Raw genomic sequence first — 16,167 nt, forward strand, 5'->3', positions numbered from 1 at the left:
GGCCAGCAGCGCGAAGAGACCATGGAGCCGCTGCCGGTCGAGATCGCTCTCGAAGCCGCGGCGGAGACCCCGGAGGCCTAAGGCCTGCGGACGCTTCAATGACGAAAGGCCCGGGAGGCGACTCCCGGGCCTTTTTCTTTGCGACCGAAGCGGTGGGGGCGCCTGGTCCGTTCAGGCGGCGTCCGCATCCGCCGCCGCCGGCGTCCCGGCGCGGGGCGCGCCGTTGATCCGGGCCCGGAGCCTGCGCCGGTAGCGGCGGTCGAGCTGAGCGGCGAGCATAATCACCGCAGTCGACAGCCAGCCGCGCACGCCGAGGAAGCGCAGGTTGTAGGCGGGACGGATGAACGGCTCGAAGAAATAGCCCCAGCCGCGAAGCTTCAGTTTGCCCCTGAGGCCGGCGTGGGGCGGGCGTCGCGCGATGGTGTCGATCGAGGAGCGCTGGAGCACGTCCTGCTCGACCGGGGTGGGCGTGACGCCGTAGGTGGCCAGTCCGCAGTCCCATACCCGACGCAGGTCCTGGTCGACAGGATGGCGGCGGCGGGAGCGGCCGGCCCAGGCGAGGTAGCGCTGGGCGCCCTTCAGGCTGATCAGATAGGCGCCGGTGCCCAGCGGCACGCGCGAGTACTTCACAAGCTCCACGCCGGGCGCGATCGGCAGGGCCGGCCAGACCGCGGTCTTCACATGACCGGACAGGCGCACGATGTCCCAGTCGGCAGGAAAGCGCTCGACCGCGGCCAGCACATCGAGCAGGTGAGGGCGCAACTCCAGGTCGTCCTCGAGTACCAGGGCCGCCGGCTCGCCGTCGCGGACGAGAGCCTCCATGATCGCGAGATGGCTGGCGTAGCAGCCGACCTCGCCCGTCGTGAGCGGGCGAGGCTCGCTGTCGAGCACGAAATAGCGCCGCAGCTCTTCTGGGAGATGATCGCCCCGCAGGGCGGAAAAGCGGTCGAAAGGCAGCTTCAGGCGATGGAGCTGGCCCCGCATCCAGTCCAGCCGATCGGTGTCGCTGTCGAGGTTGACCAGCACGGTGCGCAACATGGCTCGGCCTCAGGCATTCAGAAGCGGTTCGCCCTCTTCCGGCGCGAGCCGAGGCCGTAACGCGTACGGTTCCGGTGCTCTTGGTGACGCCGTGAGGTGATCGGCGTGTAGCTCGCAGCCGCCCGGCCCGCTTCGTGCGTTCGGTGTAGGCCGCCGTCGGCCAGCGGCGAGATCGGCACGCTCGAGGGCCTCAAGGAGAACGTCGTCGTCGGCCGCCTCATCCCGGCCGGCACGGGCTCCTACCTGCGGGGCATGCAGCGGATCGCCGCCAAGCGCGACGAGCAGCTGGTCCAGCAGCGCGAAGAGACCATGGAGCCGCTGCCGGTCGAGATCGCTCTCGAAGCCGCGGCGGAGACCCCGGAGGCCTGAGGCCTGCGGACGCTTCAATGACGAAAGGCCCGGGAGGCGACTCCCGGGCCTTTTTTCTTGGCCGACGGCGGCGGTCAGCGGCCGCTCAGACGGCCAGTTTCCGGCGTCGGGCCTTGAGGTTCTTCGCCCAGCGGGCGGCCGCCCGGGCCGCGGTCGTGCGGATCCAGAGCCGTGGGCCGAGGTGTCCCACGTTGTAGACCAGGCGGGCGAGGCGGGCGCTCCGGTCGACGCGGGGGTGGGCGGCGACCCGCGTGGCCTCGGCGCCCTCGGCCATGATCTCGATCGTCGACCCGCCGAACGCGTTCTGGCGCACCGGCTCCGGCGCCACGCCGTAGGTCGCCATCCGGCAGTCCCAGACGCGGTGGAAGTCGTGGTCGATCGGATCGACCAGCCTGCGATCCCGCGCCCAGGCGACGTACCTGGCCGCTCCCTTGAGGCTGATCAGGTAGGCGCCCGTGCCCAAGGGGACCCGCGCGTACTTCACCAGCTCCAGGTCGGGGCCGAGCGAGGCGATCCGAACGCGCCCGCCGCTCCCCAGGCCCGCGAGCCGCAACATGTCCCAGTCCGACGGGAGATGATCGATCGCGCCCAGGACCTTCAGCAGATTCGCGTGCAGGACGAGGTCGTCCTCCAGCACCAGCGTGACCGGCGCGCCGGTCTCCACGATCTGCTCCATGATCGCCAGGTGGCTGGCGTAACAGCCGACCTCGCCGGCGGAGAGCGGATGAGCCTCCCCGGGGACGGATCGGAAATAGCGATCAAGGGACGCGGGCAGGGCGTCGCCGCGCAGGGCGGCGAACCGCTCGAAGGTCAGGCCGAGCCGCTCGAGCTGGGCGGTCATCCAGTCGAGCCGGTCGACGTCCTGATCCAGGTTGATGAGTACGATGCGGACCATGGAAGCTTCTCTGACCGGCGGAGCAAGCACGACCGTTCCGTCCCTGTCACTAAGGGGCCCCCGTCTCTGCGGCTTCTTGCGGTGAAGCCGTTCGCCGGTGCGACGACGGGCGGCCCTGTGCGCCGCTTTCGGCGTCCCTGGGGCGCTCCTCGCCGAATGTTTGTGGCCCGGCGTGGGCGCGCTGGTAGCTCAACTGTCGAACGCCGGAGCGGGCTCGTGACCCCGATCTTCCTGATCAATCTGGACCGCGACACCGAGCGGCTGGGCCTGATGGACGCGCAGTTCGCGCGGCTGGGGCTGGCCTACGAGCGGTTCTCCGCGGTGCGCGGCGACGCGCTGGGCGCGGCCGCGCGCTGGTTTCACCTGGTGGACGGGGTGTCCCCGACCCTCACCAGGGGCGAGGTGGGCTGCTACGCCAGCCATCTGGGCGTCATGGAGCGGCTGGTCGAAAGCGGAGCGCCCGCCGCCCTGGTCTGCGAGGACGATTGCCGCCTGAGCGAGCGCCTGCCCGGGCTCTTGGCCGAGGTGGACGGCTTGCCCGCGGGCTGGGACCTGGTCCGGCTGGCCACCCTGCCGGTCAAGCAGGCGGTCGTGCGGGCGGCGTGCATCGGAGGCGGGGCGCTGGTGAAATACTCCCGCATTCCGGTCGGCGCCGGCGCCTATCTGATCAGCCGGCGCGGGGCGGAGAAGTACCTGGCCTGGGCGGCGAAGGCGCCTCTGGTCCATCCATATGACGAGGATTTCGCGCGCCCCTGGATCTGCGGGCTGTCGACCTACGGCTTCGCCCCCACGCCGATCCGGCAGAACCATCTGGCGGTCTCCAGCATCGGCGACCGGCCCTGGCGTCCGCGCAACCGCCACCGCCTGGAGCCGTTCGAGCGCGCGGCCCACGCCCTGGCCGACCTGGGGCTGCTCGGCTGGCTGGCGGCCTCGGCCAGCAACGTCAGGGCCCGGCTGTCGCGCACGCACCGTCGCCGGATCACCGCGCGCGTCGGCGCCTGACGTGGGGCTTCAGGCGGTCTCGGCGCCGGCCTGCCGTTTCATCTCGTCGATCACCGAACGGTAGAAACGCTCGATGCGCTCGGCCGCGGCGTGGCCCTGATAGGCCTGCAGGTCGTAGGGCACGCGCCCCGGACGGGCGCGGATCAGCTCGGCCAAGGCGCCCTGCAGAGCGGCCCGATCGTCGGCCCGAACCACGACCGCCGCCGTGCGCCGCAGGATATCGCCCAGCCCCCCGGCGTCGGTCCCCAGGATCGGCGCGCCCGCCGCCATGGCCTCCAGGGCGGAGATGCCGAACGGCTCGATGCGCGAGGGCATGACGAACAGGTCCAGCGCCCGGTACCAGGGGGCGGGATCGGCCACGTGACCGACGAATGAGATCCGGGGATCTCCCGCGGACAGCGCCTCAAGCGCCGCGCGTTCCGGACCGTCCCCGACCAGGGCCAGGCGGGCGTGGGCGGGAGCCTCGGCGCGGAAGGCTTCGACCAGCAGGTCGACACCCTTGACCCGGTGGAGCCGCCCGACACAGCCGACCAGCAGGTCGTCCGGCCGCGCGCCGACCCGCCGGCGCGCGGCCTCGACCTCGCCGGGCCGGACGTCGGCGCGCTGGGGCAGCCAGTTCGAGATCGTCTCCGTCTGGCCGGCGTATCCGGCCATGTCCTGGCGCTGCCACTCGGCGATCCGGATCACGCCGTCCAGACGCGCGCTCTCCTTCGCCCGATAGCGGTTGTGCAGGCTCGTCACCGCCGGCGGACGCCGCCACATCGCGCCGACCGCGCGGGCCGAGCGGCCGACGTGCGCGTGGAGGATGTCCGGCTTGAAGCGGGCGACCGCACCGCCGATCGAGAACGGCTCGAACGGACGCGCGGCCAGATAGCGGGGAATGTGGCCGGGCAGGTAGTCGTGGATCGACGGACCGCCTTCGGCCTCTATCGGCCGTACGACGAAGCCGACGCGGTGTCCCGCCTCGCGCTGCCGAAGCGCGAGGTCGAGGCAATAGGTGCCCGCGCCGCCGAAACCGGCGTGTAGAAGCACATGGAGAATGCTCAGGGGCGGCCGGTGGCGCGACATGGGAGAGCCGCGACGCTCAGACGGACACGGGGGCCGGGGCGGGGGCCTGGCCGGCGGGTTGGCGCTGCCCGACGACATCCCGGTAGAAGCGCTCGATCCGGGCGACGGCGCGGTCGGCGTCGTACCGGCTCAGGTCGTAGGCGACGCGCCTGGGGAAGGTGCCCTTCGACATCGCCGTGAAGGTCTCGGCCAGGGCGCGCGCCAGTTCGCCGTCGTCGCCCGGGGGCACGAGCCGCGCCGGCGTTCCCGACAGGATTTCCGAGAGCCCGCCCGTGCGCGTGGCCGTGATCGGAACGCCACGCGCCATGGCCTCCAGGGCGACCAGGCCGAAGGGTTCCGCGCGCGAGGGCATGACCAGGTGGTCTGCGGCCTCGTACCAGGCGGACGGATTCCTGACGTGACCGGCGAAGGTGATCCGGCCGTCGCCGGCAGCCAGCGCCTCGAGGTCGGGCCGCTGGGGGCCGTCGCCGACGACCGCCAGCCGGGCGTGCGCCGGCGCGATGGCGCGGAAGGCGGCGATCAGCAGATCCACGCCCTTCACCGGGGTCAACCGGCCCACGAACACCAGGAGCGGTCCGCGCTTCGCGTCGGCCGCGCGGCGCGCCCGGGCGACCTCGTCGGGCGTGCAATCCGCCAGGCTCGGCAGCCAGTTGGGGACGGTGACCGACAGCCCCTTGAAGCCGCCCATGGCCGCCGCCTGCCACTCCGCGACCCTGATTACGCCGCCGAGGCCGCCGCTCTCCGCACGCCGGTACTTGATGTGCAGCGTGCCGACCGTCGGCGGCAGCAGCGGCGTGGAGGCGACGACCTTCGACGTCCGCCCGCCGTGCGCGTGCACGACGTCGGCCTTCAGCGCCCGCGCCGCCCGCAGGATCGCCAGCGGCGTGAACAGGCGCGACGTCTCGAAAATCCGCAGGCCGTCCGGCGCATGGTCGTGAAACGAGGCGGGCGCCCTGGGGGCCCGCGGTTTGACGACGGCCCCCACCGTGTCGCCCAAAGCGATCTGCCGTCGGGCGAGATCGGCCAGATAGCGTTCAGTGCCGCCGAAGCCGTCAGCGAGCATGACGTGGAGAATGTTCATTGGCGTCTGAACCGTTGCGATGGCCGCAGTTCTCGCGGGCTATCGCGCTCGGCAGGCGTCGGCCCGGGCGATGCGGCAGGATCGGCTGCTGGTGCGACCGGGAAGATTGAACGCGTTCACCGACCCGCCATATTTTGGCTGCGGGCGGAAACCATCATGGGGCTCCGTCGTTAGGCCGTGGGTCGGGTGCGGGGGCGTTTCGAGTAGCGAATGGACAACCAGATCGAGCGCGAGCGTGTCGGCCGTGATCTGGCCGAGCGGCACGGCGAGAACGATCTGTTCGCCGCGGCGCTTCGTGGCGCGTGCAAGGCCATGCTGCTCGCCGACGCCCGTCGACCGGGCAAGCCGCTCGTGTTCGCCAATGACGCCTTCCTGCAGCTGACCGGCTACGCGCGGGACGAGGTCCTGGGACGCAGCTGCAAATTCCTGCAGGGGCCGGGCACAGACGAAGCCAGCGTCGATGAGATCCGGCGCGCGCTCGCCGAGGGCCGCGCCCTGTCGATCGAGATCCTGAACTATCGCAAGGACGGCACGGCGTTCTGGAACGCCGTCTCGCTGAGCCCGGTCGCCGACGGCAGCGGTGCGCCGGAGTATTATTTCGCCGTCCTCTCCGACGTCAGCGACAAGCGCGAAGCCGAGTTGGCGCTCAAGGAAGCCTACGAGGGCCTGGAGCGTGCGGTGGACGCCCGCACGCTCGACCTGCAGACCGCCCTCGACCAGAAGACCATGCTGCTCCACGAGGTGGACCACAGGGTCAAGAACAACCTCCAGCTCATCTCCTCGCTGATCCAGCTGCAGCTGCGGCGCAGCGCCGAGCCCGTGGTCAAGGAAGCGCTGCGCGGCGTGCTGGACCGGGTGGGCGCGATCTCGACCGTCCACCGGCGGCTGTTCCAGAGCGACGACGTACGCCGCTTCGACGTGGCCGAGTTCGTCTCCGACCTGATCGAGGACCTCAGCGCGGGCGCGGCCGACCGCGGCATCCGCTTCGAACTGGACCTGGAGCCCGTCTTCGTGTCGTCCGGCAAGGCCGCGCCGGTGTCGCTGATCGTCAACGAGCTGCTCGCCAACGCCATGAAGCACGCCTACCCGGAGGGGAAGGGCGGCCTGATCCGGGTCGCGGTGCGGCGCGAAGGCGACAAGGAGCGCATCGTCGTCCAGGACGACGGCGTCGGCTTCGACATCGACAACGCCAAGACCGTCAGCGGCGGGCGCCACATCATCGAACTGCTGTCGCGCCAGCTGCGCGCGACCACCACCTGGGAGAACGCGAACCCTGGCACGCGGGCGGTCGTGCTGCTGCCCAGCGAAGGGGAGGCGGTGGGATGAGCGACCGCCGCCTCCGGGTCCTGATCGTCGAGGACGAGGTGCTGGTCGCCGCCGAGCTGGCCTGGCTGGTCGAGGACCTCGGCCACGAGGTGGTCGGCGAGGCGGCCACTTCGGCCGACGCGCTTCGCCTGGCGGGGGACACGCGGCCCGACCTGGCCCTGGTCGACATCCACCTCTACGACGGCCCCACGGGGGTGGAGGTGGCCCGCCGCATCGCCGCGGAGTCCGGCGCGACGGTTCTGTTCATGACCGCCAACCAGAAGCGGGTGCCGCCGGATTTCGCCGGCGCGGCCGGCCTGGTGCCCAAGCCCTATTCGATCCATGGCATGCAGGAGGCCATCGCCTTCGTGGAGCAGTGCATGGCCGAGGGCCGCGCCATGGCCGAACCGCCCCATAGCCTCAAGGTCGCGCCAGCCTTCACCGAACGCCTCGGTAGCCGCGGCCCCTAAGCCTTGCCGTTCGCAGACGCGTGCCTACGTCTGACGGGCGAAGGAGAAGGCCCATGCCGCTGCTGCTCTGCCCCAACGACAACGCCTCGATGCAGACCGTGAACCGTCACGGCGTCGAGCTGGACATCTGCCCGACCTGCCGCGGCGTGTGGCTGGACCGGGGCGAGCTCGAGAAGCTGCTGCAGGGCGGACGGGAGGCGGAGAGCGAGCGGCGCGAGGCGACGGGCCGCTTCGAGCGCGAGGTGGAGGACTTCCACCGCGATCCGGAGGACTGGCGAAAGCGCCATCCGTACGACGCCGAGCGCAAGCGCTACAGCTACGACGCGGAAAAGTACGAGCACCGGAAAAAGAAGAAGGGCTTCGACCTGTTCGATTTCTTCGATTAGGCGTGGGCCTTGGTCGCGCAATAGCCGATCAGGCTGCCCGGGAAGGGCAGGTCGCCGTAGCCGGTCAGCACCTCGACGGTGAAGCCCGCCTCCTTCAGGGCGGCGACCACGAACGAGCGCGGCCACAGCCGCTGGCGATGGGTTTCCTCGGTGCGCCGCCAGATCCCCTCGATCCGGCGGAAGGCCACCACCCGGCGCGCCAGGGTGTCGGCGTCGCGGTCCTCGGCCACCTCGAAGGCGACGTGCCAGTCTTCGCCCTCGGTCCAGCCGCGCCGGACGCTCTTGCCGACGCGAAGGGGCGCGGCGGCGTCGAACAGGAAGATTCCGCCCGGCACCAGGGCGTCGTGCACCTTGCGGAAGAAGCCGGTCAGCCGGTCGGGACCGAGGTCGGTCCCGTCGTGCTGGTAGTTGATCACCTCGCCGATGGCGCAGACCGCCGCGGCGCGGGGCAGGTCGACCTCGAAGGCCGAGGCCTGGACGAAGCGGGCGTCCGGCGCGCGCTGGCGGGCCAGCTCCAGCAGCGGCGCGGACAGGTCGACGCCCACCACCTCCAGCCCGCGGCCGCTGAGACGTTCGGCCAGCACGCCGCCGGCGCAGCCCAGGTCGACGACCGCGGCCTTCTCGGCCGGCATGCGGCGCAGCACCTCGTCGGCGGCGGCGCGGGCGAAGTCGGAGAAGCCCGCGTCGTGGACGTAGGCGATGTCGGCTCCGTAGAACTGGGTCGGCGTCTCCGCCGGGGTCATTCGCGTCTCAGCGCCTCGATGGGGTCGAGCCGGGCGGCCCGCCACGCGGGATAGGCCCCGAACACTACGCCCACCAGCACCGAGAAGCCCAGCGACACCGGAGCGGCCCAGGCCGGCACGGCGGCCGGCCACTGGCCCACCTTGGCCAGCAGAAGCGCGCCGCTCACCCCGATCAGGAGGCCGATCAGCCCGCCGCCCAGGGACAGGGCCACCGACTCCAGGGCGAACTGCATCAGCACGTCCGAACGGCGAGCGCCCAGCGCCATGCGCAGGCCGATCTCGCGGGTGCGCTCGGTGACCGAGACCAGCATGATGTTCATGATCCCGACCCCGCCGACCAGCAGCGAGACGGCCGCGACCGCCGCCAGCAGGACGGTGAAGGTCTGGGTGGCCTTCTGCCCGGCTTCCAGGATGGAGGCCATGTTCTGCACCTGGAAGTCGTCGTCGGCGCCCGGCGCGATGCGGTGGCGCTCGCGCAGCAGCGCCTTGACGTCGTCCTCCATGGCGTAGAGCGCGTCCTCGTCGGCCGCCTTGACGTAGATCTGCTGGACGTTGTCGCCGCGAACGCGCCGGCCGAACAGGCGCGAGCGGGCCGCCTGCAGCGGGGTCAGCACGATGTCGTCCTGGTCCTGGCCGAAGCCGCTCTGGCCCTTGCTGGCCAGCACGCCGATCACCTCGAACGGCACGGTCCCGATCCGCACGCGCTGGCCGATCGGGTCGAGCCCTGGGAACAGCTCGTCGGCGACGGTCTGGCCCAACACGGCGATCTTGCGGCCCTGCTGGGCCTCGCGGTCGTCGAACATGCGCCCCGAGGCGATGGAGAGGTCGCGGGCTGCGAGGTAGTCGTGGGTGACGCCCTCGACCCGGGTGTTCCAGTTGGCGCCCTGGGCGACCACCTGCTGGCCGCCGCGCACGGCCGGCGAGACGGCGATCACGCCCTCGACCTGCTGGCGGATGGCGGCGGCGTCGCGGTCGCTGAGGCTCATGCCGGAGCCGGCCGCCTGGGCGGCGAAACCGCGGCCCGCGCCGGGCGTGACCACCAGCAGGTTGGAGCCGAGGCCGGAGATGGCGCTGGTCACCTGCTGCTGCGCGCCCAGGCCGATGGCGGTCATCATCACCACGGCGGCGACGCCGATGACGACGCCCAGCGCCGTCAGGGCGCTGCGCATGGGGTGGGCGACGATGGCGCCCAGGGAGAAGCGGAACAGGTCGCCGGTCTTCACGCCGCGTCTCCGTCGTCGGAGACCACCCGGCCGTCGCGGAAGGCGATGCGCCGGCGCGCCCGGGCGGCCACGCCCGCGTCGTGGGTGACCACCAGCAGGGTCAGGCCCTGGCCGTTCAGCTCGTCGAACAGGGCCAGCACCTCCTGGCCGGTGGCCTGGTCGAGCGCGCCGGTCGGCTCGTCGGCCAGCAGCAGGTCCGGGCCGTTGGCGAGCGCGCGCGCGATGGCCACCCGCTGCTGCTGGCCGCCGGAAAGCTGGGTCGGGCGGTGGTCCATGCGCTGGTTAAGTCCCACCCGGCCGAGCAGTTCGGCCGCACGGTCGCGTCGCTCGCGCGGATCGACGCCGGCGTAGACCAGCGGCAGCTCCACGTTCTGCAGGGCCGACAGGCGCGGCAGCAGCTGGAAGCTCTGGAAGACAAAGCCGATCCGGCGATTGCGGAAGTCGGCCAGCTGGTCGTCGTCGAACGCGCCGACCGCCTCGCGCTCGAAGCGGTAGGCGCCGGCGCTGGGCCGGTCCAGGCCGCCCAATATGTTCATCAGGGTCGACTTGCCCGAGCCGGACGGTCCGATCACCGCCACGTGCTCGCCCCGGGCGATGGAGAGGGAGACGTCGGCCAGCGCCGCCACCTGCTCCTCGCCCATGAGGTAGGTCTTCTGAAGCCCGCTTACTTCGATCACGGCGCCTGCCTCACATCGGGGGAGGGCCGCCGGGCCCGCCCGGACCGCCGCCGCGGCCGCCGCGCAGCGCCGCCTGGGCCTTGGGACGCGGACCGCCGCCGGTGATCACCTGGTCGCCGACCTTCAGCTGGCCGCCCAGCACCTCGGTCGAGGTCCCGTCGGAACCACCGATCCGCACCGGCACGGCGACCGGCTCGCCGTCGCGCAGCACCCACACGACGCCGCGCTGGCCGCCCGAGGCGGTGCGCGAGCGCAGGGCCTCCAGCTTCTCGACCTGGTCGGGGCGGAGCAGGGGGCGGATCTTGTCGAAGGCCGCGTTCATCGCCTCGCGCATGGCGGTGCGGCGCTCGCCGCCCGAGGCGGCCTGCGCCTTGGACCGCGCCTCGGTCAGGATCGGCGCGATCTGCGCCTTCTGTTTCGCGTCGAGGTCCAGCGCCTCGGCGATGCGGTCGGCGTTCATGCCGCCGCCGCGCGGATTGCGGTCGGCCGGCGGGCCGCCCATCGGCAACAGGCCGCCCTGGCGCGCGTTCCGACCGCCCTGGGCGTCGGCCGGGGTAAACCGCAGCGCCGTGGTCGGCACCTTCATGACGTCGCTTCGGCGCTCGATGATGATGTCGGCGTTCGCCGTCATGCCCGGCAGCAGCTTGCCGTTCGGATTGTCGGCCTGGGCCAGCACCACGTAGGCGACAACGTTCTGCTCGGTCTGAGGCTGCTTGCGCACCTGGGTGACCACGCCGCGGAAGCTCTCGTCCGGGTAGGCGTCGACGGTGAAGCGCACCGGCTGGCCTTCGCGCACCTGGCCGATGTCGGCCTCGTCCACCAGGATCTTGGCCTGCACCCGCGACAGGTCCTGGGCCAGCACGAACAGGGTGGGGGCCTGCAGGCTGGCGGCGACGGTCTGGCCGGGCTCGATCTGGCGGTCCACGACGATCCCGTCGATGGGCGCGACCACGCGGGTGCGCTCCAGGTCGACGCGGGTGGCGTCCAGCGCGGCCTGCGACTGGTTCACCCGCGCCGCCTGGGCCCCGATCGCCGCCTGGGCCGACCCGACCGCCGCGCGGGCGCGCTTCAGCTCCGCGTCGGCCTGATCGAGCGCGGCCTGGGCGGCGATGCCCTTGTCGGCCAGCGCCTTGGTGCGGTTGTAGGCGGCCTGCGCCACCGCGACGTCGGCTTGGGCCTGGGCCAGGGCCGCCCTCTGCTGGGCGACCTGGGCGTCGGCCGCCTTCACCTCGGCGCGGCCCTGCGCCAGGCGCGACTGGTAGGTGGACGGGTCGAGGATGGCCAGGGTCTGGCCGCGCTTCACCCGGTCGTTGAAGTCGACCAGCACCTGCTCGACCTGGCCCGACAGCTGCGAGCCGACCTGCACCGTGACCAGCGCCTCCAGCGAGCCGGAGGCGGAGACCGTGCGGGTGAGGTCGCCGCGGGCGACCGCCTCGGTGCGGTAGGGCGCGGCGTCCGACTTGCGGCCGAGGCCGAGGCTGGCGAACAGCACGATCAGGATCAGCACGGCCAGGCCGCCCAGCCACAACAGGCGGCGATCGATCCGGCGGGCGAAGCGGGGAGCGGGCGAAGACGCGGTCATTGCGGGTTCAACGGCCGTGGCGGCGCGATCCGTCGGCGAACAGGCTCTGGATCGGGGTGAGCGGCAGCTCGGCCGCCGTCAGCGCGCCGTCCTGGTCGGTGTCGAGCAAGTCGAAGCGGCGCTTGGCGGCGGCCTTGAACTCGTCGCGGCTGACGCTCTGGGACAGGTCGGCGTCGGCGCCGCGAACCGGATGCGGTTCGTTCAGCAGGGCGTAGGGCGCGACGCCCTGGTAGCCGCCGCGGTGGCCCTTGCCGCCCTTCATGAAGCCGCCGCCCCTGCGGTGGCCGCCCATGCCGCCGGGGCCGCCGCCCGGCGGGCCGCCCGCCGCCACCCGCGGCAGCATCTCGGGCACGATGGTCTCCTCGTAGACGCTGACCTCGTCGCCGCGGATCAGGCCGTCCTTGCTGGTGTCCAGCACGCCGAAGAATCGGTCCGCGCCGGCCACGAACTCGGCCCGGGTGATCCGCCCGTCGTGGTCGGCGTCGGTCTCGGCGAACCAGGCCTGGACCGGGTAGGGGGCGCTGGGCGGGGCGCGGTAGGGCTGGCCCCACGGACTGACGAACAGCTGCGGCCGGGCGGGGCGGTCGCCGGGCGGCGGCCCGCGCTCCGGCCCATGCGGGGGCGGGCCCTGGTGGGCGCAGGCGGACAGGGCGGAGCAGAGCAGGGCGGACAGCAGCAGGGTGGGGCGGGGCATGGGCGCGCTCGACAGGAAGGGCCGAGCTTCAACGGCTCCGCCCGTACGATCCGTCGCGCGTTAGGAAACATTGACGGAACCGACTCCCTCGCGTAAGGAGCGCGCTCTTTCGAGGTCCGGGTCGGGCGACCGATCCGTCTTCGTGGACAATTGGACGAATGGGCTGTCGCCCGCCGGAGCGCCCGAAGCGCGCGTTCCGGCACGTTTTGTTGTTTGCGCGGGCTCTCGAGCAGTCAACCCGGGCGGGGATGTTCCCCGTCCAAAAGAAGGACCGAGGCGCCCCGGCCGAAAGGCACACGCCTCCCCGATCAAGAGAGCTTCATGCCTACGATCAACCAGCTGATCCGCAAGCCCCGCGCGCCGAAGCCGTCGCGCAACAAGGTGCCCGCGCTGAAGGGCAGCCCGCAACGTCGCGGCGTCTGCACCCGCGTGTACACGACCACCCCGAAGAAGCCGAACTCGGCTCTCCGTAAGGTCGCCAAGGTGCGCCTGACCTCGGGCATCGAAGCGGTGTGCTACATCCCCGGCGAAGGCCACAACCTGCAGGAGCACTCCGTCGTGCTCATCCGCGGCGGCCGCGTGAAGGACTTGCCCGGCGTTCGCTACCACATCCTCCGCGGCGTGCTCGACACGCAGGGCGTGAAGGATCGTAAGCAGCGTCGCTCGCACTACGGCGCCAAGCGTCCGAAATAATCTAAGCGCGAAGAGGATACACAAGCATGTCGCGTCGTCGTCGCGCAGAGAAGCGTCAGGTTCTGCCGGATCCGAAGTTCGGAGACCTGATTGTCACGAAGTTCATGAACTACGTGATGTACGAAGGCAAAAAAGCCGTGGCCGAAAACATCGTCTACGGCGCCTTCGACATCCTGGCCGCCAAGCGCAAGGACGTTCAGCCGCTGGAAGCTTTCCACGCCGCGCTGGACAACGTCGCGCCGGCCGTGGAAGTGCGTTCCCGCCGGGTCGGCGGCGCCACCTACCAGGTGCCCGTCGAAGTCCGTCCGGACCGCCGCCGCGCGCTGGCCATCCGCTGGCTGGTCAACGCCGCGCGCAACCGCGGTGAAAACACCATGACCGAGAAGCTCGCCGCCGAGCTGCTCGACGCCTCCAACAACCGCGGCACCGCCGTGAAAAAGCGCGAAGACACCCACAAGATGGCGGAAGCCAACCGGGCGTTCTCGCACTACCGCTGGTAACGAGCTCCAGCGACCTTTGCGTGCTTTTCGGCGCGGGCGGTTTGGGATAAACCGCCCGCGTCGTTCGTCCATCTCCCCGAACGCCCCGCGAACCCGAGCTTAATTATGCCCCGTACGCACAAGATCGAGGACTACCGCAACTTCGGCATCATGGCCCACATCGACGCGGGCAAGACGACGACGACCGAGCGGATCCTTTACTACACCGGCAAGTCCCACAAGATCGGCGAAGTCCACGAGGGCGCCGCCACCATGGACTGGATGGAACAGGAGCAGGAGCGCGGCATCACGATCACGTCGGCCGCGACGACCGCTTTCTGGAACAACAAGCGCCTGAACATCATCGACACCCCCGGGCACGTCGACTTCACCATCGAAGTCGAGCGCTCGCTGCGCGTGCTGGACGGCGCCGTGACGGTGCTGGACGGGAACGCCGGCGTCGAGCCGCAGACCGAGACGGTGTGGCGTCAGGCCGACAAGTACAACGTGCCGCGCATCATCTTCATCAACAAGATGGACAAGCTGGGCGCCGACTTCGACAAGTCCGTCGAGTCGATCCGCGACCGCCTGGGCGTGAAGGCCGTTCCGATCCAGTTCCCGATCGGCGCCGAGTCCGCCCTGCGCGGCCTGGTCGACCTGGTCCGCATGAAGGCCGTGGTCTGGGCCGACGACGGCCTGGGCGCGAAGTACGAGGATCAAGAGATCCCGGCCGATCTGCAGGCCAAGGCGGCTGAAGCTCGCCAGTACCTGATCGACAACGCCGTCGAACTCGACGACGACGCCATGGAAGCCTACCTGGGCGGCGAAGAGCCGTCGGAGGAAGTGCTGAAGAAGTGCCTCCGCAAGGCGGTGCTGACCGGCGCCTTCTACCCGATCCTGTGCGGCTCGGCCTTCAAGAACAAGGGCGTGCAGCCCCTGCTCGACGCCGTCGTCGACTACCTGCCGTCGCCGGTGGACATCCCGCCGACCCAGGGCATCGACTACAAGACCGAACAGCCGATCGAGCGTAAGGCTTCGGACGACGAGCCGCTGTCGATCCTGGCCTTCAAGATCATGGACGACCCGTTCGTCGGCTCGCTGACCTTCTGCCGCATCTACTCGGGCAAGGTCGAAGCCGGCATGGGCCTGCTGAACGCCACGCGCGACAAGCGCGAGCGCGTCGGCCGCATGCTGCTGATGCACTCGAACAACCGCGAGGACATCAAGGAAGCCTACGCCGGCGACATCTTCGCCCTGGCTGGCCTGAAGGACACCCGGACCGGCGACACCCTGTGCGACCCGCTGAAGTCGCCGGTGATCCTGGAAAAGATGGAATTCCCGGCCCCGGTTATCGAAATCGCGATCGAGCCGAAGTCGAAGGCCGACCAGGAGAAGCTGGGCGTCGCCTTGGCCAAGCTGGTCGCCGAAGACCCGTCCTTCACCGTCCACACCGACCAGGAGTCGGGCCAGACGATCATGAAGGGCATGGGCGAGCTGCACCTGGACATCAAGGTCGACATCCTGAAGCGCACCTACAAGGTGGAAGCCAACATCGGCGCGCCGCAGGTTGCCTACCGTGAATCCCTGGGTAAGCGGGCCGAGATCGACTACACCCACAAGAAGCAGACCGGTGGTACCGGCCAGTTCGCGCGGGTGAAGCTGGTGTTCGAGCCGGGCGAGCCGGGTTCGGGCTTCGCCTTCGAGTCGACCATCGTCGGCGGCTCGGTGCCGAAGGAATACGTCCCGGGCGTCCAGAAGGGCATCGAGTCGGCCAAGGACAACGGCCTGCTGGCCGGCTTCCCGCTGATCGACTTCAAGGCGACCCTGATCGACGGCGCCTACCACGACGTCGACTCCTCGGTCCTGGCCTTCGAAATCGCTTCGCGCGCCGCCTTCAAGGAGCTGCGCGAGAAGGGCGCTCCGAAGCTGCTCGAGCCGATCATGAAGGTCGAAGTGCTGACCCCGGACGAGTACATGGGCGACATCATCGGCGACCTGAACAGCCGCCGCGGCCAGATCCAGGGCACCGAGACGCGCGGCAACGCGCAGATCGTCACCGCCTTCGTTCCGCTGGCCAACATGTTCGGCTACGTCGGCAACCTGCGCGGTATGTCGCAGGGCCGCGCGCAGTTCACCATGCAGTACGACCACTACGAGCCGGTGCCGCAACACGTCGCCGACGAAGTGATCAAGAAGTACGCGTAACCACCCCTGAAACCTTAGGACACGCCCCGTTTCAGGGGCCGGAGCTAGAGAAATGGCCAAGGAAAAGTTCGAACGTAACAAGCCGCACTGCAACATCGGCACGATCGGTCACGTCGACCACGGCAAGACGACGCTGACGGCTGCGATCACGATGACGCTGGCGAAGTCCGGCGGCGCGACGGCTAAGAAGTACGACGAGATCGATGCGGCGCCGGAAGAAAAGGCCCGCGGCATCACGATCAACACCGCGCACGTCG

17 protein-coding genes are annotated in these 16,167 nt (G+C 70.6%); 8 read left to right on the forward strand and 9 right to left on the reverse strand.

Features of this window, described 5'->3' with window-relative positions; all coding sequences use genetic code 11:
* Positions 1-171: 171 nt before the first annotated feature.
* Together G3573_RS12345 and G3573_RS12355 are read right to left on the reverse strand one after the other, a co-directional pair.
* Complete coding sequence (locus G3573_RS12345; protein WP_163261387.1) at positions 172-1,038, reverse strand: glycosyltransferase family 25 protein; 867 nt, start codon at positions 1,036-1,038, stop codon at positions 172-174.
* 454 nt (positions 1,039-1,492) lie between these two features.
* Positions 1,493-2,302, reverse strand: a complete 810-nt coding sequence (locus G3573_RS12355) for a glycosyltransferase family 25 protein (RefSeq protein WP_163261388.1) — start codon at positions 2,300-2,302, stop codon at positions 1,493-1,495.
* A gap of 216 nt (positions 2,303-2,518) precedes the next feature.
* On the opposite strand from G3573_RS12355, the gene G3573_RS12360 reads away from it, so the two are divergent.
* Positions 2,519-3,304: a glycosyltransferase family 25 protein gene (locus G3573_RS12360; RefSeq protein WP_163261389.1), complete on the forward strand. Its 786-nt coding sequence runs from the start codon at positions 2,519-2,521 to the stop codon at positions 3,302-3,304.
* Between the two features lie 9 nt (positions 3,305-3,313).
* Here G3573_RS12360 and G3573_RS12365 read toward each other — a convergent pair whose 3' ends face one another.
* Together G3573_RS12365 and G3573_RS12370 are read right to left on the reverse strand one after the other, a co-directional pair.
* Positions 3,314-4,336, reverse strand: coding sequence for a glycosyltransferase family 4 protein (locus tag G3573_RS12365; protein ID WP_163261390.1), 1,023 nt, complete (start codon positions 4,334-4,336; stop codon positions 3,314-3,316).
* A 52-nt stretch (positions 4,337-4,388) separates the two neighbouring features.
* Positions 4,389-5,453: a glycosyltransferase family 4 protein gene (locus G3573_RS12370; protein ID WP_163261391.1), complete on the reverse strand. Its 1,065-nt coding sequence runs from the start codon at positions 5,451-5,453 to the stop codon at positions 4,389-4,391.
* Positions 5,454-5,663: 210 nt separating this feature from the next.
* Here G3573_RS12370 and G3573_RS12375 point away from each other — a divergent pair, with 210 nt between their 5' ends.
* From G3573_RS12375 to G3573_RS12385, 3 genes are read left to right on the forward strand one after another with little or no spacing between them, the layout of a single operon-like run.
* The gene (locus tag G3573_RS12375; protein WP_163261392.1) at positions 5,664-6,779 is read left to right on the forward strand and encodes a histidine kinase dimerization/phosphoacceptor domain -containing protein; all 1,116 of its coding nucleotides are present in this window, start codon (positions 5,664-5,666) and stop codon (positions 6,777-6,779) included.
* Entirely contained in the window at positions 6,776-7,228 is a 453-nt protein-coding gene (locus tag G3573_RS12380; RefSeq protein ID WP_163261393.1) for a response regulator, read from the forward strand. The genes G3573_RS12375 and G3573_RS12380 overlap by 4 nt, the downstream gene beginning before the upstream one ends.
* A gap of 53 nt (positions 7,229-7,281) precedes the next feature.
* A complete protein-coding gene (locus tag G3573_RS12385; protein WP_163261394.1) occupies positions 7,282-7,614 on the forward strand; it encodes a zf-TFIIB domain-containing protein in 333 nt (110 codons plus the stop codon).
* Here the strand turns inward: G3573_RS12385 and G3573_RS12390 are convergent.
* Genes G3573_RS12390 through G3573_RS12410 form a run of 5 tightly spaced genes read right to left on the reverse strand, consistent with a single transcriptional unit; the run spans position 7,611 to position 12,533 of the window.
* Positions 7,611-8,357 carry a class I SAM-dependent methyltransferase gene (locus G3573_RS12390; protein ID WP_163261395.1) on the reverse strand — a complete coding sequence of 249 codons (747 nt, stop codon included), beginning with the start codon at positions 8,355-8,357 and terminating at the stop codon, positions 7,611-7,613. The two genes, G3573_RS12385 and G3573_RS12390, sit on opposite strands and share 4 nt — an antisense overlap.
* Entirely contained in the window at positions 8,354-9,580 is a 1,227-nt protein-coding gene (locus tag G3573_RS12395; RefSeq protein WP_205598231.1) for an ABC transporter permease, read from the reverse strand. Before G3573_RS12395 ends, G3573_RS12390 begins: the two co-directional genes overlap by 4 nt.
* Positions 9,577-10,257 carry an ABC transporter ATP-binding protein gene (locus tag G3573_RS12400; RefSeq protein ID WP_346427373.1) on the reverse strand — a complete coding sequence of 227 codons (681 nt, stop codon included), beginning with the start codon at positions 10,255-10,257 and terminating at the stop codon, positions 9,577-9,579. Before G3573_RS12400 ends, G3573_RS12395 begins: the two co-directional genes overlap by 4 nt.
* Before the next feature lie 10 nt (positions 10,258-10,267).
* Entirely contained in the window at positions 10,268-11,839 is a 1,572-nt protein-coding gene (locus G3573_RS12405) for an efflux RND transporter periplasmic adaptor subunit (protein ID WP_163261396.1), read from the reverse strand.
* A gap of 7 nt (positions 11,840-11,846) precedes the next feature.
* Positions 11,847-12,533 carry a hypothetical protein gene (locus G3573_RS12410; RefSeq protein ID WP_163261397.1) on the reverse strand — a complete coding sequence of 229 codons (687 nt, stop codon included), beginning with the start codon at positions 12,531-12,533 and terminating at the stop codon, positions 11,847-11,849.
* 321 nt (positions 12,534-12,854) lie between these two features.
* Here G3573_RS12410 and rpsL point away from each other — a divergent pair, with 321 nt between their 5' ends.
* The 4 genes from rpsL to G3573_RS12430 all read left to right on the forward strand — a co-directional run.
* The gene (gene rpsL / locus G3573_RS12415) at positions 12,855-13,226 is read left to right on the forward strand and encodes a 30S ribosomal protein S12 (RefSeq protein ID WP_163261398.1); all 372 of its coding nucleotides are present in this window, start codon (positions 12,855-12,857) and stop codon (positions 13,224-13,226) included.
* Between the two features lie 26 nt (positions 13,227-13,252).
* The gene (gene rpsG / locus G3573_RS12420) at positions 13,253-13,726 is read left to right on the forward strand and encodes a 30S ribosomal protein S7 (RefSeq protein ID WP_163261399.1); all 474 of its coding nucleotides are present in this window, start codon (positions 13,253-13,255) and stop codon (positions 13,724-13,726) included.
* Positions 13,727-13,831: 105 nt separating this feature from the next.
* Entirely contained in the window at positions 13,832-15,910 is a 2,079-nt protein-coding gene (gene fusA, locus G3573_RS12425; RefSeq protein ID WP_163261400.1) for an elongation factor G, read from the forward strand.
* 52 nt (positions 15,911-15,962) lie between these two features.
* On the forward strand, positions 15,963-16,167 hold a 205-nt coding region (locus tag G3573_RS12430; RefSeq protein ID WP_240454665.1), incomplete at its 3' end, for a GTP-binding protein.

This window comes from Caulobacter sp. 17J65-9, from assembly GCF_010975005.1.
Lineage (GTDB): Bacteria > Pseudomonadota > Alphaproteobacteria > Caulobacterales > Caulobacteraceae > 17J80-11.